Source organism: Pseudomonas sp. NPDC087804 (genome assembly GCF_044742965.1).
GTDB classification, from domain to species: Bacteria; Pseudomonadota; Gammaproteobacteria; order Pseudomonadales; family Pseudomonadaceae; genus Aquipseudomonas; species Aquipseudomonas rustica.
In genome coordinates this window covers 419,463-440,370 of the sequence record NZ_JBIUVN010000001.1, presented here as the reverse complement: position 1 = coordinate 440,370, position 20,908 = coordinate 419,463, and the positions used below count along the sequence as shown (strand labels likewise).

17 protein-coding genes are annotated in these 20,908 nt (G+C 58.1%); 13 read left to right on the top strand and 4 right to left on the bottom strand.

The features are described 5' to 3' along the window. Positions 1–32: 32 nt before the first annotated feature. Genes ACIOMO_RS02085 through ACIOMO_RS02070 form a run of 4 tightly spaced genes read right to left on the bottom strand, consistent with a single transcriptional unit; the run spans position 33 to position 6,155 of the window. Positions 33–1,247: a hybrid sensor histidine kinase/response regulator gene (locus tag ACIOMO_RS02085; protein ID WP_159811323.1), complete on the bottom strand. Its 1,215-nt coding sequence runs from the start codon at positions 1,245–1,247 to the stop codon at positions 33–35. Continuing rightward, positions 1,241–1,834: a chemotaxis protein CheB gene (locus ACIOMO_RS02080; RefSeq protein ID WP_053119905.1), complete on the bottom strand. Its 594-nt coding sequence runs from the start codon at positions 1,832–1,834 to the stop codon at positions 1,241–1,243. The genes ACIOMO_RS02085 and ACIOMO_RS02080 overlap by 7 nt, the downstream gene beginning before the upstream one ends. Next, complete coding sequence (locus tag ACIOMO_RS02075; RefSeq protein ID WP_053119903.1) at positions 1,831–2,664, bottom strand: protein-glutamate O-methyltransferase CheR; 834 nt, start codon at positions 2,662–2,664, stop codon at positions 1,831–1,833. Before ACIOMO_RS02075 ends, ACIOMO_RS02080 begins: the two co-directional genes overlap by 4 nt. After that, positions 2,664–6,155 carry a response regulator gene (locus tag ACIOMO_RS02070; RefSeq protein WP_401237764.1) on the bottom strand — a complete coding sequence of 1,164 codons (3,492 nt, stop codon included), beginning with the start codon at positions 6,153–6,155 and terminating at the stop codon, positions 2,664–2,666. Before ACIOMO_RS02070 ends, ACIOMO_RS02075 begins: the two co-directional genes overlap by 1 nt. A gap of 252 nt (positions 6,156–6,407) precedes the next feature. On the opposite strand from ACIOMO_RS02070, the gene ACIOMO_RS02065 reads away from it, so the two are divergent. From ACIOMO_RS02065 to ACIOMO_RS02005, 13 genes are all read left to right on the top strand, one after another. Continuing rightward, the gene (locus tag ACIOMO_RS02065) at positions 6,408–6,776 is read left to right on the top strand and encodes a response regulator (RefSeq protein WP_401237763.1); all 369 of its coding nucleotides are present in this window, start codon (positions 6,408–6,410) and stop codon (positions 6,774–6,776) included. A gap of 68 nt (positions 6,777–6,844) precedes the next feature. Then, positions 6,845–8,134 carry a glycosyltransferase gene (locus ACIOMO_RS02060; protein ID WP_401237762.1) on the top strand — a complete coding sequence of 430 codons (1,290 nt, stop codon included), beginning with the start codon at positions 6,845–6,847 and terminating at the stop codon, positions 8,132–8,134. A gap of 140 nt (positions 8,135–8,274) precedes the next feature. Beyond that, positions 8,275–9,123: a phospholipase gene (locus tag ACIOMO_RS02055; protein WP_401237760.1), complete on the top strand. Its 849-nt coding sequence runs from the start codon at positions 8,275–8,277 to the stop codon at positions 9,121–9,123. A 193-nt stretch (positions 9,124–9,316) separates the two neighbouring features. Continuing rightward, positions 9,317–10,210, top strand: a complete 894-nt coding sequence (locus ACIOMO_RS02050) for a phospholipase (RefSeq protein ID WP_053119892.1) — start codon at positions 9,317–9,319, stop codon at positions 10,208–10,210. Between the two features lie 67 nt (positions 10,211–10,277). Then, on the top strand, positions 10,278–11,183 hold the full coding sequence (locus tag ACIOMO_RS02045) for an AraC family transcriptional regulator (RefSeq protein ID WP_159811328.1): 906 nt from the start codon (positions 10,278–10,280) through the stop codon (positions 11,181–11,183). Positions 11,184–11,515: 332 nt separating this feature from the next. Further along, entirely contained in the window at positions 11,516–12,826 is a 1,311-nt protein-coding gene (locus tag ACIOMO_RS02040) for an ABC transporter substrate-binding protein (protein WP_401237758.1), read from the top strand. A gap of 154 nt (positions 12,827–12,980) precedes the next feature. Beyond that, the gene (locus ACIOMO_RS02035; RefSeq protein ID WP_053119886.1) at positions 12,981–13,907 is read left to right on the top strand and encodes a carbohydrate ABC transporter permease; all 927 of its coding nucleotides are present in this window, start codon (positions 12,981–12,983) and stop codon (positions 13,905–13,907) included. Between the two features lie 8 nt (positions 13,908–13,915). After that, a complete protein-coding gene (locus ACIOMO_RS02030; RefSeq protein ID WP_159811330.1) occupies positions 13,916–14,746 on the top strand; it encodes a carbohydrate ABC transporter permease in 831 nt (276 codons plus the stop codon). A gap of 128 nt (positions 14,747–14,874) precedes the next feature. Beyond that, positions 14,875–15,978 (top strand): ABC transporter ATP-binding protein, encoded by a 1,104-nt coding sequence (locus tag ACIOMO_RS02025; protein ID WP_159811331.1) that lies wholly within the window; start codon positions 14,875–14,877, stop codon positions 15,976–15,978. 19 nt (positions 15,979–15,997) lie between these two features. Beyond that, positions 15,998–17,470, top strand: a complete 1,473-nt coding sequence (locus ACIOMO_RS02020) for a mannitol dehydrogenase family protein (RefSeq protein WP_401237756.1) — start codon at positions 15,998–16,000, stop codon at positions 17,468–17,470. A 247-nt stretch (positions 17,471–17,717) separates the two neighbouring features. Next, positions 17,718–19,214, top strand: a complete 1,497-nt coding sequence (xylB, locus tag ACIOMO_RS02015) for a xylulokinase (protein ID WP_401237754.1) — start codon at positions 17,718–17,720, stop codon at positions 19,212–19,214. Between the two features lie 13 nt (positions 19,215–19,227). Further along, a complete protein-coding gene (locus tag ACIOMO_RS02010; RefSeq protein WP_401237753.1) occupies positions 19,228–20,166 on the top strand; it encodes a carbohydrate kinase in 939 nt (312 codons plus the stop codon). Between the two features lie 45 nt (positions 20,167–20,211). Then, entirely contained in the window at positions 20,212–20,832 is a 621-nt protein-coding gene (locus ACIOMO_RS02005; RefSeq protein WP_053119875.1) for a hypothetical protein, read from the top strand. The last annotated feature ends 76 nt before the right edge of the window (positions 20,833–20,908 follow it).

Genomic DNA, 20,908 nt, shown 5'->3' with positions numbered 1-20,908 from the left:
TTCGGTCAATAGCTGCTGATACGACCGTGCGGTCAATCAGAGGTTGCGTCAGATTTGCCGTTTTCCTCGATCGGCAGACAAACGCGAAACAGGGCGCCCTCGTTGATTTCACTCTCGACGACGATTGAACCGCCATGGGCGGCGACGATCTGCTCGGAAATGAACAGACCCAGCCCGAGCCCGGCGACTACCGTCTTGGCGGACACCCGTTCGAACTGTTGGAAAATTCGCTTCTGATTCTCGGCGCTGATGCCGATGCCATTGTCCTCGACCTCGATGCGCGCCTCATCGCCTTCGCGGTAAACACGCACCTTGACCGGGCTGCGACCGCCGTAGCGCAGGGCGTTGGTGATCAGGTTCGACACCACTTGCTCGATGCGGAACTCGTCCCAGTGACCTTCGACCGGCTCTGGCGCCGTGAACGATACTTCGGTTTCCGCCGCGTCAATCTGTTGCGCAAAGTTCTGCAACAGATTGCTGACTAACTGCACCAGATCGAAACGGTTCGGCCGAATCGAGAGCTTGCCGGTGCGGATGCGCGAAACATCGAGCATGTCTTCGATCAAGCGGATCAGGCTTTTGATCTGCCGCTCGTCGCGATCGACCATGGCGTGCATCTTGTCGAGGGTGAACGCCGACGCGTTGTCCCGTGCCAGGTGCATCTTGCGCAGCTGCGTTTCGAGTATCAGGCCATTGAGCGGCGTACGCACTTCGTGGGCGACGATTGACATGAAGTCATCGCGCATCCGCACCGCCTGCTCCAGCTCCGACTGAGTGCTCTGCAACTGTTGCAACAGCGCTTCCTGCTCCCGACGGGCCTGCTCCAGCGCTTCGACCTGCTGTTTCATCGCCTTGCTCTGGCGGTACAGATCGACGAAAACGTTGACCTTGCTTTTCACCGCATGGATATCCAGCGGCTTGTGCAGGAAGTCGACCGCGCCGCTCTCGTAACCCTTGAACGCGTAGTTCAATTCACGACCGGCGGCGCTGACGAAGATAATCGGGATGTTCTTGGTTTTCTCGGTGCCGCGCATCAACTCGGCGAGTTCGAACCCGTTCATCCCCGGCATCTGCACGTCGAGGATGGCCATGGCGAATTCGTGCTGCAGCAGCAACGACAACGCTTCGTCCGCCGACAACGCCTTGTAGACGGTGCGGTCTTCGCGTTTGATCAAGGCTTCGAGCGCCAGCAGGTTTTCCGGCAGATCGTCGACGATCAGCAATTTGGCTTGAATATTACTCAGCATGCGATTCGTTCCAGCTCGACAAGCAGACGGCCGATGCCGTTAAGGGTTAGGACATGATCGGGCTGCTGAATGTTCAGCGCAGCCTGAGGCATGGTGGCGACTTGCGCCTCTTGCGGATCCTGGACAATGGTCAGGCCTCCGCGACGTTTGACTTGTGCCAGCCCGCGCGCACCGTCGTGATTGGCGCCGGTCAGCAATACAGCGGCCAGCTTCGAGCCGTAGGCATCAGCGGCGGACTCGAACAGGTAATCAATCGAAGGCCGCGAGTAATGCACACGATCCTCAAGGCTCAACGACAGGCTGCGATCCTGCTCCACCGACAGGTGATAGCCCGGCGTGGCGAAATACACGGTACCAGCGGCAATGTCCTGCTTGTCGATCGCCTCGTGCACCGGCATGTCCAGACGCCGCGCGAAGACTTCGGCCAATTGGCTGCGACGCTCTTCGGGCAGGTGCAGCACAACGATAATCGGCAGCACAAACCCGCTGCGCAGTGGGCCGAGCACGCTCAGCAACGCCTCAACGCCACCGGCGGAAGCACCGACCACAATCGCCTCGACGCGAGGTAAAGCCACGGCCTCGTTCATGTTTTGCGGTAAATCCGTTCTTGTTTGACCAACGGCTCGAACTGATTGGCATAGCTGGAAAAATCCAGCGTCTCTTTACTGCCGAGCACCAGAAAACCACGATGGCACAGCGATTCATGGAACAGCCCGAAGGCGCGATCCTGCAACTTCTTGTTGAAATAGATCAGCACATTGCGGCAAGAAATCAGCTGGGTTTCGGAGAACACGCTGTCGGTCGCCAGGCTGTGGTCGGCAAACGTCACGTTCTCGCACAGCGTTTTGTCGAATATCGCGTAGCCATACGCGGCAGTGTAGTACTCGGCAAATGAACGCTGACCGCCGGCCTGCTGGTAGTTGGCGGTATAGGCACGGACGTTCTCCATCGAGAAAATGCCCTGCTTGGCCTTGTCCAGCGAGCGCGGATTGATGTCCGTGGCGTAAATGATCGTGCGATCGAGCAGGCCTTCTTCGCGCAGCAGTATCGCCATCGAATAGACCTCCTCACCCGTGCTGCAACCGGCGATCCAGATTTTGATCGACGGATAGGTGCGCAGCAACGGCACCACTTCCTTGCGAATCGCGAGGAAGTGCGAAGGATCGCGAAACATTTCGCTGACCGGGATCGTCAGCAGTTGCAGCAACTGCATGAACGCGGTTGGGTCGTGCAGAACCTTTTCCTGCAACGCCGAAATGGTCGCGCACTCGAACTGGCTCAACGCGTGCTGCACCCGGCGCTTGATCGAAGCGCCCGAGTAATCGCGAAAATCGTAGCTGTACTTGAGGTAGATCGCCTCAATCAGCAAACGTAATTCGATTTCGCTGTTTCGTTCGGCTGGACTGCTGCCTTCCACTAAATACGTTCCATCTTCGGTAACCACACACGAATCAGCGAGAACAGGCGATCCAGGTCAATGGGCTTGGCCAGATAATCGTTGGAACCCGCTTGCAGGCAGCGCTCCTGATCGTCCTTCATGGCCTTGGCCGTCACCGCAATGATTGGCAGTTTGCGCCAGCGCGGATCCTTGCGGATTTCAATGGTGGCTTCGAAACCATCCATTTCCGGCATCATCACGTCCATCAACACCAGATCGATGTCCTCGACTTCATTCAGTTTTTCAATCGCTTCGCGGCCATTACGGCCGATCACCACGACTGCGCCTTTTGTTTCCAGAGCACTGGTCAGGGCGAAAATGTTACGCACATCGTCGTCCACCAGCAGGATTTTGCGGCCCTCGAAGACCTTGTCGCGGCTGCGCGCGGTCTTGAGCATCTTCTGCCGTTCATGGGACAACTGCGATTCGACTTTGTGCAAAAAGAGTGTGACCTCGTCGAGCAAACGCTCAGGCGAACGCGCACCCTTGATGATGATCGAGCGCGAATACTTGCGCAGATCGGCCTCTTCATCGCGGGTCAGGTTGCGCCCGGTGTAAACGATGACCGGCGGGAACGAGCAGATGTCCTCAGTGGCCATGCGTTTGAGCAGATCGTTGCCAAGCATGTCTGGCAGCTTCAGGTCGATGATCATGCAGTCGTAAACCGTCTCGCGCAGCCGCTCCAGGGCGTCTTGCGCCAGACCGACGGCGGTGATTTCGATGTCCTCGTCACCAATCAATCGCGCAATGCTTTCGCGCTGCAAATCGTCGTCTTCAACCAACAGCACGCGTTTGACCTTTTGCGTCAGCTTCGCTTCGAGACGCGCGAACACGTCTTTCAGCTCTTCGCGGGTGGTCGGTTTGACCGCGTAACCGATGGCGCCCATGTGCATCGCGGCTTCAACGCGGTCTTCGACCGAAATCACGTGCACCGGGATGTGGCGGGTTTCGGCGCGCTCTTTCAGACGCTGCAGGACAGTGAGACCGGAGTGATCGGGCAGGCGCATGTCGAGCAGGATGGCGTCCGGAATAAACTCTTTCGCCAGGTCATAGCCTTCATCCGCGCCGTGAGCAACCAGGCACTGATAGCCCAACTCGTGGGCCAGGTCATAAAGGATATGGGCGAAATTCGGCTCGTCTTCCACCACCAGAATGCAGCGTGTGGCGAATGGAGCTTTATCGCGGTCATCGGCGAAGCGCGGAATATGCACCGGGGCCAATGGCGAGACGATCGGCGCCAAAGGTACAGGCGCGGTCGGCGCTGGCGGCGTAAACGTTAAAGGTGCAGTCGAGATTTCGCCCGACTCGCTGTACTGCAGCGGCAGCAACAGGGTGAACACGCTGCCCTGCCCCGGCGTGCTGCTGACGCTGATCGAACCGCCGAGCAACGTTGCCAGATCGCGGGAAATCGACAGGCCCAACCCGGTGCCGCCGTACTTGCGGTTAGTGGTGCCGTCGGCCTGACGGAACGCTTCGAAAATGCTTTCCTGCTGATCCGCCGCGATGCCGATCCCCGAATCACGCACAACAAACGCGATCTGGTCATTCGGCTGGCCGGCAATGGTCAGGCTGACCGCGCCTTTCTCGGTGAACTTGACGGCGTTGGACAGCAGGTTTTTGATCACCTGTTCCAGACGCTGCCGGTCGGTGAACATCATGCCTGGCGTGCCCGGCTGCAAATCGACGGTGAAGGTCAGCTGTTTGTCTTTGGCCATCGGTTCGAACACGCCACGCAGGCCATCGGCCAGACGCGCAACACTGGTGTTCTCCGGGATCACTTCAAGCTTGCCGGCCTCGACCTTGGAAATGTCCAGAATGTCGTTGATCAGGTTGAGCAGATCGTTGCCAGCCGAATAGATCGACTCGGCGAACTTGACCTGTTCGGCGCTGAGATTGTCCTGCGGGTTTTCCGCCAGCAGCTTGGCCAGGATCAACGAACTGTTCAGCGGCGTGCGCAGTTCGTGGGACATGTTGGCGAGGAATTCGGATTTGTATTTGCTTGAACGCTGCAACTCTTCGGCGCGCTCTTCGAGCTGTACCTGCGCCTGATTGAGGGCGGTGTTCTTCTCATCCATGGCGTCGCGCTGCTCGGCCAGGGTCTGCGCCTGTTCGGCGAGCTGCTCGTTGGTTTGCTCCAGCTCGACTTGCTGGGTTTCCAGATGCGCCTGGGATTCCTTGAGAATCCGCGATTGTTCTTCCAGCTCTTCGTTGGCGGTTTTCAGCTCTTCCTGCTGCACCTGCAACTCTTCGTTGAGCTGCTGGGTCTCGGCCAGCACTTCCTGCAAACGCTGACGGTAACGCGCGGCCTCGATGGAGGTACCAATGTTGCCGGCGATCAACTCCAGTAATTCGATGTCGCGGTCATTGAGCGGGCGCAGGAAACCGAGTTCGATCACGCCATTGACCCGATCATCATCGCTGGTCGGCACCACCAGCACACTGTGCGGCAAACCCTCACCCAGCCCGGAGCTGACTTTGAAATAGTCGACCGGCACTGAATCCAGACGGATCAGACGCGACGTTTGTGCCACTTGGCCCACTATGCCCTCGCCGCTGTAAATCGATTGATCCTGTTCTTCCTGCTCGCGGGAGAAGCCGTAAGTGGCCACGCGTTTGAGCCCGCCGTGTTCTTCACGGACATAAAGAGCGGCTACGGCGGTACCGAGGTATTGCGCGCAGAACTGCAGAATGTTGCGGCCCAGCAGATTGAGGGTCAGTTGCCCCAGCACTTGCTCGGCCAGTTCGGTCTGACCGTTGCGCAGCCATGCCTGCTGCTCCAGACGTTCGGCGCTGGCCTGTTGTGCGGCGAGATTGGCGCTGTAGTTTCCCGACAACGTCATCAGGTCACGACGGCCAATGTAGGCCAGCAAACCACTGATACCGGCGATAAACAGCAGGTACAGGCTGATGCTCCAGATCGTCGTACGGCGCACGTCCTCATTACGCGTAGTGCGCAGGACTTGCTCGGTTTCAATCACGTCTTCGAATTGCTTACGGATTTCGTCGGTCAGGCGCTTGCCCCGCCCAGCCTTCACCGCGCCCCGATAATCGCCGCTGGATCGCTGCAGATCGATCATGGATTGCGCGTAATTGGCCCATTCAGTCTGCAAGGCCTCAAGGCGACGCAAACGATCGGTTTGCACCGGATTGTCGATGGTCAGTTCGGTCAGGGTTTTCAGCGCTACGGCAATGCGCGGCTTGGCCGTCTCGTACGGATCAAGGAAATGCTCGTCACCGCTGAGCAGGAAGCCGCGCATGCCGGTTTCCAGGTCAACGGTGAGTTTCACCGCTTCGTTGGCGTTATTGATCACCCGGTCGGTGTGTTCCACCCACTGGATGACCGACAGCAAATAAGTGATCAGCGACACGAAAAACACGGCACTGAGCACACCGACGCCCAGCGGCAGACCGATGTTGCGGCTCAGAAGTTTGCGAAACCGTTGCTCATCAACCGAAGACGGAGTGGACATGGGGCAGCCTTGTCGAACTGTTGAAAACCCGAGAGTTTGCCCCAAAACCCCGGCATGGATCCATTTTTCTCATCGGTTTTGGCGCATTTTTCTACATTTGCCAGCGCTATCACAGCGACCAACCGGTATCCTTGCCGCTATTCTTTTTTGTATCCGTTCGGGAACTTGTGGCTATGCGCCACTTACTCATGCAAGAGCCCGGCATTTTTGATCGACCGGCGCCCCCGAATTCACCCCTTGAGAGCCTTTATTATGCCCGCCACCTCCGCCACCATCCTTGTCGTAGAAGACGACGACATCGTGCGTATGCTCATCGTCGATGTGTTGGAGGAACTGGAGTTCAGTGTGCTCGAGGCGGACGGCAGCGAGCAGGCGCTGGAGAAACTCGCGGATAGCGGTCAGCACATTGATCTGATGATGACCGACGTTGGTTTGCCCGGCATGGACGGCAAGCAACTGGCCACTGAAGCGCGCAAACTGCGCCCTGCTCTACCGATCCTGTTCGCCAGCGGCTACGCCGAAACCATCGAGGTTCCGGCGGACATGCACGTGATCGGCAAACCTTTCTCAATCGATCAACTGCGCGACATGGTCAAGGCTGTCCTCAACCCGGGCAACTAAGATCCAGGCTGGCTGTGGTTTAATTGCGCCCCGTTTTTGGCCACAGCCTGTCTCAAGGAAATACCCGCATGCACCAGCCCCACCCCACCAAAGTCCTGGTTATTGGCTACGTCTGGCCGGAACCACGCTCTTCGGCTGCCAGTGGGCACGTCATGCAAATCCTTGAAACGTTCTTGCAGCAAGGTTGGGAGATCACGTTCAGCAGCCCTGCCGGCCCAGGCGAGCACAAGGCTGATCTGGCCGAACTGGGCATTCGCGAAGTGCCTATCGAGCTAAACAGCAGCACATTCGATACCTTTATTACTGAGCTCGCGCCGGATATTGTCCTGTTTGACCAGTTCATGATGGAAGAACAGTTCGGCTGGCGTGTTGAAAAGCACTGCCCTGATGCTCTGCGTGTGCTGGAAACCTCCGACCTGCAAAGCCTGCGGCATGCCCGTCATCAGCGTCTTAAAGATCGCCTGAAGGCCAGCGCCGACGAAAACGACTTCAGCGAACTGTTCGCGCCGGCGCTGCGCGAAGAGTTTGATCTGATGGCCAACACCGATCTGGCCAAACGGGAAATCGCCTCGCTGTATCGCTGCGACCTGAACCTGATGATCTCCGAAGTGGAGATCCAGCTGCTGCAAGACCAGTTCGGCTTGCCGGCAGATTTGCTGCACTGGTGTCCGCTGATGATCGATCCGCCGACTGCCACACCTCGGACTTTCGATGATCGCGAACACTTCCTGAGCATTGGCAACTTCCGTCACGCGCCCAACTGGGACGCGGTGCTCTGGATGAAGTCGACCGTCTGGCCCTTGATCCGCGCGCAATTGCCCAAGGCGCAACTACACCTTTATGGTGCCTACACGCCGCCGAAAGCCACGGCGCTGCACAATCCTGCGCAAGGCTTTCATGTGATGAACTGGGCAGAGGATGCGCTGCAAGTAATGTCCGAGGCCCGCGTATGCCTGGCGCCGCTGCGTTTCGGCGCCGGGATCAAGGGCAAACTGGTCGATGCAATGCTCTGTGGTACGCCAAGCGTAACCACGCCGATTGGAGCGGAAGCCATGCACGGCGATCATTCGTGGCCAGGGGCGGTCAGTGTTTCGGCGCAAGCACTGGCGGAGGAAGCGGTTCGGCTATACCGCGATGAGGCGCACTGGCAAAAGGCGCAATCGGCGGGATACTTATTATTAGCGGATCGTTATCAACACGCTGTTCACGGCCCGGCACTGATCAACAAATTACTGCATTGCACAAACAACTTATCGCAACTTAGAACCAACAATTTCACTGGCAGCATGTTGCGCCATCACTTGCACAAGAGCACTCAATACATGTCGCAGTGGATTGAAGCAAAGAACTCGAAATAGCCGCAACTCACACACTTCGCATTACTCCGACGCTTGGCGCAGCCTGCGCCAAGCCTTATAAAAACCCTGCACTTTTCGCACTAATGCAACCAGCATTAATGTGCGACTTAAATAACCCACCGATGCAGGGACGCAAACACATGGACAATTACCCAAACAAAAACTGGATGACTGCAACACGAGAAGTTGATCGACTCACGCTTAGCGAGTTGACGCTACCCGGTACTCACAACGCCGGTTGTGACTGGCAAGCATCCTATGCACTGATACCGGGAAAACACTGGCTTGCCTGTCAGCACCAGTCTTTCGCCAGCCAGCTGAATCACGGTTCCCGGGCGCTGGATGTGCGCTTGTGTTACGACGCCGGGGCCAAGGAGGGATTTGATCGTTTTCGCTTTCACCATAACGAATATCTGTCGTCGCGCACCCTGGAAAACCTCGTCGTAGAAGTCCGGGACTTTCTGTCCGTCAATCCTGACGAGTTTATTATTCTAGACTTCAAAAACTTCAAAAATGGCAAAGGCGCGTTTGATTTCGCCTTGTTCAACAGACTGATCGTGCAAGCGCTGGGGCCGCGCATGATTCCTGCCCGTAACAAGCACCTCACGCTTGGCGATCTGAAGAGAATCAGCCCGCTGCAACGTGTGCTGGTCTGTGCGCCTCGATACAGCGAGCTCGACGCCAGCCTGTTTCATGACGAAGTGCAAAGTAAATGGTCTGGGCTGTCCACCCCGAATGTCAGTGACCTACGCAATTTCATCACTGACGTGATGAGCAATCCGCCTGGCGATTACAATAACTGGACACTTTCCGCCACCTGTTACAGCGGTACGGGCGGCCCTGTTGATATACACAAAGACCTGGATTTAATGTTTGACCCGCAAAAAAGTGACTGGGCGCGAAAGTGCAACATCATTAATGTCGACTTCATTGAAGAATCACAGATCGTTAACTTCTGCCGAGTCGTCAATCTGCTCAAGGGACGTTGAGCGCTAGCCGAGTAATATTAGATCGCTATATTTGTGCAGATATGTCAAACACTGGCAAAAGTACTGACAGGCTCTAAGCTGGTTCATGAAATCCGGTAACCACCGGGAAACGGCGGATGTGCAACACCGTCACATCCGCATCATGAATGTATTGCGCCATGGAATGGTGTGATAACAACGACAAGGATGGCTCATGAACAGCATTGCAACAGGCGTACTCGACAAAAACACCTGGATGGGCAACGTACTGGATATCGGGCGGCTGAGGTTGACCGATATCGTCTGGCCCGGCACACATAACAGCGGTATGGATCGCAAAGCCCCCGATTACGACAGCGTATTCGGCAACTGGACAACCTGCCAGAACGATTCCTTTGCCTGGCAATTGGCCAATGGCGCGAGAGCGTTTGACCTTCGCCTCGGCTACACCGCTCACTGGCAACAGCCGCAGTTCTACTGCCACCACAACGGTTATTCATCCGGTCGCACCCTCGATGAACTGATGACGGCGCTCACCACATTCCTTGATCGGAACCGCGATGAATTCATCGTGCTCGATTTTCATGAGTTGGGCGACGCTGAAAAGCCGTTCGATTTCCAGCGCTTCAATGACCTGATCATGGCGCGCCTCGGCTCGCGCGCCATATCGCCCTCGGACAGCCTGCTAACCATCGACCAGTTGAAACGCAACAGCACGCAACGCCGCATCATCATGGCGGCACCTGCCAAACGTGAACTGGACGAGGACTACTTCTGGTTCCGGATCAAACACAAATGGAGCGGCAAACGCTTCACCGATACCACGGATCTGCAAACCCACATCCGCACGTCGCTGGAAGGCGCACCCTACCCCCTGTCACTCTGGTCGCTATCGGCGACCAGCTATTCGGTGCTCGGCGGCCCGCAGCGCATCAAGAACCACATCAACGACTGGTTTGACACCACGCGAGACTGGGTCACCCGTTGCAGCATCATCAGCACTGATTTTTTCGAGGAGTCAGACATCGTCCGCCTGTGCTGGAGCGCCACCAGCATGAAAGCGGTTTACGGCGAGGCACTGCATTCCAGAATCCAGGCAAATCCATGACACGGGTAGTAGAACCCGGTTAGAAAGGGGCATGATTGGCGTGCGATAACAAAAAAAGCGCCCAGCCATGTCCCGAACAGCCCGAGTGACCGACCCCTCTTACGAGTTGATGGATGACCACAACGGGTTGTCCATCATTTACCGCCAGCACGGTTTCCCTTGCCCATTGGTGCGTTGGCATTTTCACAAGGAATACGAACTGCACCTGATTGTTGCCAGTTCCGGCAAGGTGTTCATTGGCGACTACATCGGTAACTTTTACCCGGAAACGCTGTTTCTCACCGGCCCGAATCTGCCGCACAACTGGATCAGCCAGGTCGCGGAGGATGAAGTCGTGGAGAAGCGCGACATGCTGGTCAACTTCACAGACGATCTGTTCGAAAGCGGCAATCAGATTTTCGCCGAGCTGAAAACTCTGGCACCGTTGCTGGAGCGTGCGCAGTACGGCATCGAATTCCGCTGCAAACGCACCATTCGTCAAGCCATGACATTGATGCAACGAATCGCTGACACCAAAGGCATCACGCGGCTCGGGCATTTTTTCATTCTGATGGAGCTGCTGGCAGCCAGTGATGACTTTCAGTTGCTGTCCGGCGCGACGACCCCGCAACTGGCTGACGAGCACAACATCGATCGCACCAACCGCGCGGTCGATTACATCTTCACGCACTACGCCCGCGAGATAACACTGGAAGAAGTCGCCGAGCATCTGAACATGAAGCCGACCTACTTCAGCCGGGTGTTCAAGCAAGCCACGGGGCGCAATTTCATTGAGTTCGTCAATCGACTGCGCATCAGTAAATCGTGCGAGTTGCTGGCCGATGGCGATAAACCGGTGACGGAGGTGTGTTTCGAGTCGGGGTTCAACAATATCTCCAACTTCAATCGGCGTTTTCAGCAACTCAAAGGCATGACGCCGTCGCACTATCGCCGCCTGGCGGTACAGCGCCTGACCGAACAAAACCACGGCTGACACCAACATTCCCTTGTAGGAGTGAGCCTATTCGCGATTGCGGATTGTCAGCAAAGATATAAGTGACTGACACACCGCTATCGCGAGCAGGCTCACTCCTACAGTTCCGGGTTAAACCTGTACACATCCGATCGAGCCGCACCGCTGAAAACCCCTTCCCTGCGTTTACTCCTTCAAACCCCAGTGCAAAAAAGTATTGATTCCAGTGCTAGGGATGATTTGTCAGCCCGGCCATTGAAGGCTGTAATCAGTGCACATTCTTCCTGCAGTCGGAAGACACAAAAACAATAACTGTCCTTCTGCCCCCGCCGGGCGCAGAAAAGGAGTGCACGATGCAACCCACTGCAAAAGCTCTGCTTGCCCTCACCTGCATGACCCTCAGCAGCGTCAGCCTTGGCGCCCAGACCCTGACCATCGCCACCGTCAACAACAGCGACATGATCCGCATGCAGAAGCTCTCGAAAACCTTCGAGACCGAGCATCCGGACATCAAGCTCAATTGGGTGGTGCTCGAAGAAAACGTGTTGCGTCAACGCCTGACCACCGACATCGCCACCCAGGGCGGCCAGTTCGACGTGCTCACCATCGGCATGTACGAAGCTGCACTGTGGGGCGCAAAAGGCTGGCTGGAGCCGATGAAAGATCTGCCGGCCAGTTACGCCCTCGACGATGTGTTCCCGTCAGTGCGTGAAGGTTTGTCGGTCAAGGGTTCGCTGTACGCCCTGCCGTTCTACGCCGAAAGCTCGATCACCTATTACCGCACCGATCTGTTCAAGGACGCCGGGCTGATCATGCCGGAGCGGCCGACCTGGGAAGAGATCGCCGGCTTCGCGGAAAAACTCACCAACAAAGATAAAGAGCAGTACGGCATCTGCCTGCGCGGTAAGGCCGGTTGGGGCGAGAACATGGCGCTGATCAGCACCGTCGCCAACGCTTACGGCGCGCGCTGGTTCGATGAGAAGTGGCAGCCGGAATTCAACGGCCCCGAATGGAAAAACGCGCTGAACTTCTACGTCGACACCATGAAGAAGTCCGGCCCGCCGGGCGCTACAAGTAATGGTTTCAACGAAAACCTCGCCCTGTTCAACAGCGGCAAGTGCGCGATCTGGGTTGATGCCAGCGTCGCCGGCTCGTTCGTGACCGACAAGACTCAAAGCAAAGTGGCTGATCATGTCGGCTTCACTTTCGCCCCGCATCAGGTGACTGATAAAGGCTCGGCGTGGCTGTATTCGTGGGCACTGGCAATTCCGACCAGTTCCAAGGCAAAAGACGCCGCGAAAGAATTCAGCGCCTGGGCGACGTCCAAAGAGTATGGCGAACTGGTCGCCAAGACCGATGGCATCGCCAACGTTCCACCGGGTACTCGCGCCTCGACCTACAGCGATGCGTACATGAGCGCCGCGCCATTCGCCAAGATCACGCTGGAATCGCTAAAGGCTGTCGATCCGAGCAAACCGACGCTGAAACCGGTGCCGTACATCGGCATTCAACTGGTGACCATTCCTGAGTTCCAAGCGGTGGGCACGCAGGTCGGCAAGCTGTTCTCGGCAGCGCTGATCGGCCAGACCACGGTGGATCAAGCCCTCGCTGCCGCGCAGCAATCCACTGAACGCGAGATGAAGCGCGCCGGTTATCCAAAGTAACCCGCACCGCTCGCTCCTGCCTTTTGTAGGAGTGAGCCTGCTCGCGATAGCGGTGTATCAGTCACCGACTGTGTTAGATGGAAAACCGCCATCGCGAGCAGGCTCACTCCTACATTAGATCTCCATAGGTCTGTATGACTCGGTTGTGATCGCCATGAATACTTCAACTGCCAAAGCCCACATCGACTTGTCCCAGCCGCAGCGCAAAGTGCGCGTGCGCAATCCCGGCTGGTTTCTGGTCAGCCCTTCGGTGGCCCTGTTGCTGCTGTGGATGATCGTGCCGCTGGGCATGACCATTTACTTCTCGCTGATCCGCTACAACCTGCTCTACCCCGGTGAAAACGAATTCGTCGGGCTGGAGAATTTCACTTACTTCCTGACGGATTCGGGGTTCATGCCCGGTGCGACCAACACCTTGTTGCTGGTCGGCAGTGTGTTGCTGATCAGCGTGGTGCTCGGTGTGCTCATCAGTGCGCTGCTCGAAGCGAGCGAATTTCTCGGTCGCGGCATCGTGCGCGTCATGCTGATTTCGCCGTTCTTCATCATGCCCACGGTCGGTGCGCTGATCTGGAAGAACCTGATTTTCCATCCGGTCTCGGGGATCCTCGCCTACATCTGGAAACTGTTCGGCGCGCAACCGGTGGACTGGCTCGCTCACTACCCGTTGCTGTCGATCATCATCATTGTCTCGTGGCAGTGGCTGCCCTTCGCGATCCTGATTCTGATGACCGCCATGCAGTCCCTCGACCAGGAACAGAAAGAAGCCGCGCGCCTCGACGGTGCCGGGCCGATCGCGATCTTCTGGCACCTCACCCTGCCGCATCTGGCCCGACCGATTGCCGTGGTGGTGATGATCGAAACGATCTTCCTGCTGTCGGTGTTCGCCGAGATATTCACCACCACCAACGGCGGCCCCGGCTATGCCTCGACCAACCTCGCTTACCTCATTTACAACCAGGCGCTGGTGCAGTTCGACGTCGGTATGGCCTCGGCGGGCGGCTTGATTGCCGTGGTCATCGCCAACATCGCCGCGATCATTCTGGTGCGGATGATCGGCAAAAACCTGACTGACAAAGCCTGAGGCCCGCCATGACTCTTCAACAATCCCGCCGGCTGCAAAGCCTGCTGCTCGGCACCCTGGCCTGGGCCATCGCGATCGTGATTTTCTTCCCGATCTTCTGGATGGTGATGACCAGTTTCAAAACCGAAATCGACGCGTTCGCGACGCCGCCGCAGTTCATCTTCACGCCGACGCTGGAGAACTACCTGCACATCAACGAACGCAGCGACTACTTCAGTTTCGCTTGGAACTCAGTGGTGATTTCCTTCAGCGCCACCGCGCTGTGCCTGTTGATCGCGGTGCCGGCGGCGTACTCGATGGCGTTCTACGAAACCCAGCGCACCAAAGGTACGTTGCTGTGGATGCTCTCGACAAAAATGCTGCCGCCGGTGGGCGTGCTGATGCCGATTTACCTGTTGGCCAAGACGTTCGGCCTGCTCGACACGCGCATCGCGCTGATCGTGATCTACACGCTGATCAACCTGCCGATCGTGGTCTGGATGGTTTACACCTACTTCAAGGACATCCCCAAAGACATCCTCGAAGCCGCCCGTCTCGACGGCGCCACGTTATGGCAGGAAATGGTGCGTGTGCTGCTGCCGATCGCCAAGGGTGGCCTCGCCTCGACTGTGTTGCTGTCGCTGATTCTGTGCTGGAACGAGGCGTTCTGGTCGCTGAACCTGACCTCGTCGAAAGCCGCGCCACTGACCGCGTTGATCGCCTCGTACTCGAGCCCCGAAGGCTTGTTCTGGGCCAAGTTGTCGGCAGTGTCGACGCTGGCCTGTGCGCCGATTCTGATCTTCGGCTGGATCAGCCAGAAACAACTGGTGCGCGGCCTCTCCTTTGGCGCCGTGAAATGAATATTGAAAAGCAAAAGATCGCAGCCTTCGGCAGCTCCTACATAAAGCATGCAGCCCTCCCCTGTAGGAGCTGCCGCAGGCTGCGATCTTTTGATCTTAAAAAAACAACAACGCGGAGGCCCATCATCATGGCCAACCTGAAAATCAAGAATCTGCAAAAAGGCTTCGAAGGTTTTTCCATCATCAAAGGCATCGACCTTGAGGTGAACGACAAGGAATTCGTGGTCTTCGTCGGCCCGTCCGGTTGCGGCAAGTCCACCCTGCTGCGACTGATCGCCGGGCTGGAAGAAGTCAGCGGCGGCACCATCGAACTCGATGGCCGCGACATCACCGAAGTCAGCCCGGCCAAGCGCGATCTGGCGATGGTGTTCCAGACCTACGCGCTGTACCCGCACATGACCGTGAAAAAGAACATGTCGTTCGCCCTAGATCTGGCAGGCGTACCGAAAGCCGAAGTCGAAAAGAAAGTCGGCGAAGCCGCGCGCATCCTCGAACTCGGGCCGATGCTTGAGCGCAAACCGAAACAGCTCTCCGGCGGCCAGCGTCAACGTGTCGCGATTGGCCGCGCCATCGTGCGCAATCCGAAAATCTTCCTCTTCGACGAACCGCTGTCCAACCTCGACGCCGCCCTGCGCGTGCAAATGCGTCTGGAGTTGCTGCGCCTGCACAAAGACCTGCAAGCGACGATGATTTACGTGACCCACGATCAGGTGGAAGCGATGACGATGGCCGACAAAGTCGTGGTACTCAATGGCGGCAAGATCGAGCAGGTCGGCTCGCCGCTGGATCTCTATCACCAACCGGCCAACCTGTTTGTCGCGGGCTTCCTCGGCACGCCGAAAATGGGTTTCCTCAAAGGCAAGATTGCCCGCGTCGATGCGCAGAGCTGCGAAGTCTCGCTGGACGCCGGCACCCGTGTCACGCTGCCGTTCAACGCCGCCAACCTCAGCGTCGGCAGCGCGGTAACCCTCGGCATTCGCCCGGAACATCTGGAACTGGCACAACCGGGCGACTGCACCCTGCAAGTCACCGCCGACGTCAGCGAACGCTTGGGCAGCGACACCTTCTGCCACGTCACCACCAGCGCCGGCGAAGCCCTGACCATGCGCGTGCGCGGTGATCTGGCCAGCCGTTACGGCGAGCAACTGAGCCTGCACCTCGACGCCGCCCACTGCCATTTATTCGATGCCGAAGGCGTGGCGCTGACCCGTCCCCTGCGCGCTGCAGCCTGATTTTCAAGAGACTTGCCCAATGAAACTCAACCAACAGAATCTCCATGGCCTGGCGCGCGAAGTAAGACTGCCGGCCTACAACCTCAGCGACACCCGCCAAGGCATCGCCCACATTGGCGTCGGCGGCTTCCATCGCGCGCATCAGGCGTACTACACCGATGCGCTGATGAACACCGGCGAGGCCCTCGACTGGGCCATCTGCGGCGTCGGCTTGCGCGCTGAAGACCAGCGCGCACGCGACGACCTAAAAGAGCAGGATTACCTGTTCACCCTGTTCGAACTGGGTGACAGCGACGACACCGAAGTGCGGGTGATCGGTTCGATCCGCGATATGTTGCTGGCGCAGGACAGTGCGCAGGCGCTGATCAACAAACTCGCCGATCCAGCGATTCGTATCGTCTCGTTGACCATCACCGAGGGCGGTTATTGCATCGACGACAGCAACGGCGAATTCATGGCACATCTGCCGCAGATTCAGCACGATCTGGCGAATCCGCAATCGCCGAAAACCGTGTTCGGTTTCCTCTGCGCGGCGCTGGCCAAACGCCGTGGGGCGGGCACTGCGGCGTTTACCGTGATGTCTTGCGATAACCTGCCGCACAACGGCGCGGTGACGCGCAAGGCGCTGCTGGCCTTCGCCGCGTTACTCGACGCGAATCTGTGTGACTGGATCGATCAGAACGTCAGTTTCCCCAACGCCATGGTCGACCGCATCACGCCGATGACCAGCACCGCGCATCGCCTGCAACTGGCCGACAAACACGGCGTGGACGATGCCTGGCCGGTGGTTTGCGAGCCGTTTGTGCAGTGGGTGCTGGAGGACAAATTCGTTAACGGTCGGCCGGCGTGGGAAAAGGTGGGCGTGCAGTTCACCGACGACGTTTCGCCGTACGAAGAGATGAAGATCAAATTGCTCAACGGCAGTCATCTGGCGCTGACGTATCTGGGGTTTTTGAAGGGTTATCGGTTTGTCCACGAAACCATGAACGACCCGCTGTTCGTGCGTTATATGCGCGCTTATATGGATCTGGACGTTACCCCGCAACTGGCGCCAGTGCCGGGCATTGATCTGAGTGAATACAAGGACACGCTGGTCGCGCGGTTTTCCAATCAGGCGATTGCCGATCAGCTTGAGCGAGTGTGTTCGGATGGCTCGTCGAAGTTTCCCAAGTTCACCATACCGACGATTAACCGGTTGATTGCCGATGATCGCGAGACCAAACGTGCGGCGCTGGTGGTGGCGGCCTGGGCGCTGTATTTGAAGGGGGTCGATGAGAATGGGGACACGTATTCGATTCCTGATCCACGGGCGACGTTTTGTCAGGCGTTGGTGGCGGATGATGGGTTGATGACTTGGCGGTTGTTGGCGGTGGAGGAGATTTTTGGCACGGCGATACCGCGTTCGACGGCGTTTGTGGCGGCGTTTGAGTGGTGCTGTGAGAGTTTGCGGGAAGTGGGCGTGACGCGGACTTTGCAGCGGATTCTGGACTGAAAAGCCCCTCACCCTAACCCTCTCCCGCAGGGAGAGGGAACTGACCGAGTGGGTTGTAAAAGCTCCGTCGACCTGAAAGTCCGGAGTCGAACTCAAGCTTTGAACAGCTTCTGAGTGAGATATCCGGAGTCGACCTTGCCTCTGAACAGCCCCCGATCGGCTCCCTTTCCCCCTCGCCCCCTTGGGGGAGAGGGCTGGGGTGAGGGGGTAAGCTCTTGATCTTCACCACACCCCGAGTGGTCCACACATGACAACCCAAAACCTCTTCCTCGGCATCGACTGCGGCACCCAAGGCAGCAAAGCCATCATCCTCGACGCCGCCAGCGGTCAAGTCCTCGGCCAGGGCGCCGCCAATCACACGATGATCAGTGGCGCCAACGGCCGCCGCGAGCAGCACACCGATCAATGGCTGGAAGCCTTCGCCCTCGCCACCCGCCGCGCACTCCTCGCGGCAAACGTCGATGGCCAATCAATCGACGGCATCGGCGTCTCCGGCCAGCAACACGGCCTGGTGCTGCTCGACGACCAAGGCCAGGTTCTGCGCCCGGCCAAACTCTGGTGCGACACCGAAACCAGCGCCGAAAACGATCGCTTGCTCAAGCATCTAGGCGATGAACAAGGTTCGCTGGAACGCCTCGGCGTGGTCATCGCGCCGGGCTACACCGTGTCTAAATTGCTCTGGACCAAGGAACAGCATCCCGACGTGTTCGCCCGCATCGCGCGCATCCTGCTGCCCCACGATTACCTCAACTTCTGGCTCACCGGCCGCGCGTGCAGCGAATACGGCGACGCCTCCGGTACCGGCTATTTCAACGTGCGCACCCGTCAGTGGGATTTGCAGTTGCTGCGTGACATCGACTCCAGCGGCCGCTTGCAAGCAGCGTTGCCCGAACTGATTGACGCCCACCAAGCCGTCGGCACCATCCTGCCGTCAATTGCGGAGCACTTGGGCATCAACCCCGCTGCATTGGTCGCAAGCGGCGGCGGCGACAATATGATGGGCGCCATCGGAACCGGCAATATTCAGCCCGGCGCGATCACCATGAGCCTCGGTTCATCCGGCACGGTGTACGCCTATTCCGACGTACCGAAAGTCTCCCCGGATGCCTCCGTCGCCACCTTCTGTTCCTCCAGCGGCGGCTGGTTGCCGCTGATCTGCACCATGAACCTGACCAACACCACCGGCGCGATACGCGAGCTGTTCGACCTCGACCTCGAACGCTTCAACGCTCTCGTCGCCCAAGCCCCGATCGGCGCCGACGGGGTGAGCATGCTGCCGTTCCTCAACGGCGAACGCGTCCCCGCCCTGCCCCACGCCACCGGCAGCCTGCACGGTTTGACCATGGACAACCTGACCCAGGCCAATCTGTGCCGCGCCGCCGTCGAAGGCACGACCTTCGGTTTGCGTTACGGGCTGGATTTGCTACGGCAGAATGGTTTACAAAGCCGCAGCATTTGCCTGATTGGCGGCGGCTCGAAAAGCGCGGTGTGGCGACAGATCGTCGCCGACATCATGAACACCCCGGTGATCTGCACCGAACACAGCGAAGCCGCTGCCCTTGGCGCAGCGATTCAAGCAGCGTGGTGCAAATCCTGGTCGAACGGCCACGAAGAAACGTTGGCCGATCTGTGTCAGCGTTGCGTCAAACTCGATCTGAGCAGTGAAACCCTGCCGATCGCCGCCAACGTCGCGGCGTTTCAGCAGGTCTATGAACGCTATCAACAGCATGTCGCAACCCTATAAAGAGCAAACAATTATGTATTTGGTGTGTGGCGAAGCCCTGTTTGATTTCTTCAGCGAAGACGATGCCAGCGGTCTGGCTTCGAAAGTGAATTTCAAGGCGATTGCAGGCGGCTCGCCGTTCAACGTCGCCGTGGGTTTGCGCCGTTTGGGCGTGGACTCGGCGCTGTTCGGCGGTCTATCCACCGACTACCTCGGCCGCCGCTTGCAGCAAGTGTTGCAGGACGAAGGCGTGCGCCCGGATTACCTGGTGGATTTCGCCGCGCCGACCACCCTGGCGATGGTCGCCGTCGGTGCCAACGGTTCGCCGCATTACAGCTTCCGTGGCGAAGGTTGCGCGGATCGGCAACTGAGCCTCACGCATCTGCCAACGCTGGGCCCGGAAGTGCGCGGCCTGCACATCGGCTCGTTCTCCTTGGTGGTGCAGCCGATTGGCGACACCCTGCTGGCACTCGTCCAGCGTGAAAGCGGTAAACGCCTGATCAGCCTCGACCCGAACGTGCGCCTCAATCCAGAACCGAACATCGAGTTGTGGCGCGAACGCATCGCCACGCTGGTGCAACTGGCCGATCTGATCAAAGTCAGCGACGAAGATTTGAGCCTGCTGTACCCCGAGCAGGATCCGCAGCGGGTGATCGAGAGCTGGCTGGAGCACCGCTGCCAAATCGTCTTTCTCACCCGTGGCGGTGAAGGCGCAACGGTGTTCAGTCGCGCGCATGGTTCGTGGTCAGTACCGGCCTGTTCGGTGAAAATCGCCGACACCGTTGGCGCTGGCGACACTTTCCAGGCCGCGCTGATTACCTGGCTGACTGAGTACGGTCTGGACTCGGTAGAAGGCGTGCAGCAACTGGCGCGCGAGCAGATCGACGCGATGCTGAAATTCGCCGTGCAAGCCGCCGCGCTGACGTGCAGCAAAACCGGCCCAGACTTGCCTTATCGTCATCAACTGTCCTGAACGCGTAGACTGTCGCCTTTTTTGCGCATGACGGGATAACGGCTTTTGAATTACGGAAAGACGCTTGGACTACTGACACTCGCAGGGTTATTGACCGGTTGCGGCACTTCACCGCCGCGTTCGCCGGAAAATCTCTGCGATATCTTTCGTGAAAAAAGCGACTGGTACGACGCGGCGCAAGTCACGCAAAAACGCTGGGGGGTGCCGATTCAGGTGCCCTTCGCGATCATGTACCAAGAGTCCGGCTACCGTTACGACGCCAAAACCCCGCGCAAATATCTGCTTTGGGTGATTCCGTGGGGCCGCGTGACCACCGCGTCGGGTTATGCGCAGGCGAAAGATGAAGTCTGGTCGGATTACCAGAAAAGCACCGGCCGCAACTGGGCCGATCGTGAAGACTTCGACGACGCCATCGACTTCATCGGCTGGTACATGGACAAGACCACCACGATCAATGGCGTCTACAAGTACGACGCTTACAACCAGTACCTCAACTACCACGAGGGCTGGGGTGGTTTCCGCAACAAGACTTATGCGAGCAAAGCCTGGCTACTGCCGACGGCGCGCAAGGTGCAAGCCCGCTCGAATATGTATGCCCAGCAATATGCCGGGTGTAAGGAAGAGCTGAATCGCGGGTTCTGGAGCCGGTTCTGGCATTGGTTGTAGTGGTGACTTTAAGGGCCTCATCGCGAGCAGGCTCACTCCTACAGGGGATCTTCTTCGGACACAAAACCTGCGTCCA

Excerpts from the sequence above, each read along its gene's own strand:
- ACIOMO_RS02085 (WP_159811323.1), bottom strand. The coding sequence starts at position 1,247 with ATGCTGAGTAATATTCAAGCCAAATTGCTGATCGTCGACGATCTGCCG.
- ACIOMO_RS02080 (WP_053119905.1), bottom strand. The coding sequence starts at position 1,834 with ATGAACGAGGCCGTGGCTTTACCTCGCGTCGAGGCGATTGTGGTCGGT.
- ACIOMO_RS02070 (WP_401237764.1), bottom strand. The coding sequence starts at position 6,155 with ATGTCCACTCCGTCTTCGGTTGATGAGCAACGGTTTCGCAAACTTCTG.
- ACIOMO_RS02065 (WP_401237763.1), top strand. The coding sequence starts at position 6,408 with ATGCCCGCCACCTCCGCCACCATCCTTGTCGTAGAAGACGACGACATC.
- ACIOMO_RS02060 (WP_401237762.1), top strand. The coding sequence starts at position 6,845 with ATGCACCAGCCCCACCCCACCAAAGTCCTGGTTATTGGCTACGTCTGG.
- ACIOMO_RS02055 (WP_401237760.1), top strand. The coding sequence starts at position 8,275 with ATGGACAATTACCCAAACAAAAACTGGATGACTGCAACACGAGAAGTT.
- ACIOMO_RS02050 (WP_053119892.1), top strand. The coding sequence starts at position 9,317 with ATGAACAGCATTGCAACAGGCGTACTCGACAAAAACACCTGGATGGGC.
- ACIOMO_RS02045 (WP_159811328.1), top strand. The coding sequence starts at position 10,278 with ATGTCCCGAACAGCCCGAGTGACCGACCCCTCTTACGAGTTGATGGAT.
- ACIOMO_RS02040 (WP_401237758.1), top strand. The coding sequence starts at position 11,516 with ATGCAACCCACTGCAAAAGCTCTGCTTGCCCTCACCTGCATGACCCTC.
- ACIOMO_RS02035 (WP_053119886.1), top strand. The coding sequence starts at position 12,981 with ATGAATACTTCAACTGCCAAAGCCCACATCGACTTGTCCCAGCCGCAG.
- ACIOMO_RS02030 (WP_159811330.1), top strand. The coding sequence starts at position 13,916 with ATGACTCTTCAACAATCCCGCCGGCTGCAAAGCCTGCTGCTCGGCACC.
- ACIOMO_RS02025 (WP_159811331.1), top strand. The coding sequence starts at position 14,875 with ATGGCCAACCTGAAAATCAAGAATCTGCAAAAAGGCTTCGAAGGTTTT.
- ACIOMO_RS02020 (WP_401237756.1), top strand. The coding sequence starts at position 15,998 with ATGAAACTCAACCAACAGAATCTCCATGGCCTGGCGCGCGAAGTAAGA.
- xylB (WP_401237754.1), top strand. The coding sequence starts at position 17,718 with ATGACAACCCAAAACCTCTTCCTCGGCATCGACTGCGGCACCCAAGGC.
- ACIOMO_RS02010 (WP_401237753.1), top strand. The coding sequence starts at position 19,228 with ATGTATTTGGTGTGTGGCGAAGCCCTGTTTGATTTCTTCAGCGAAGAC.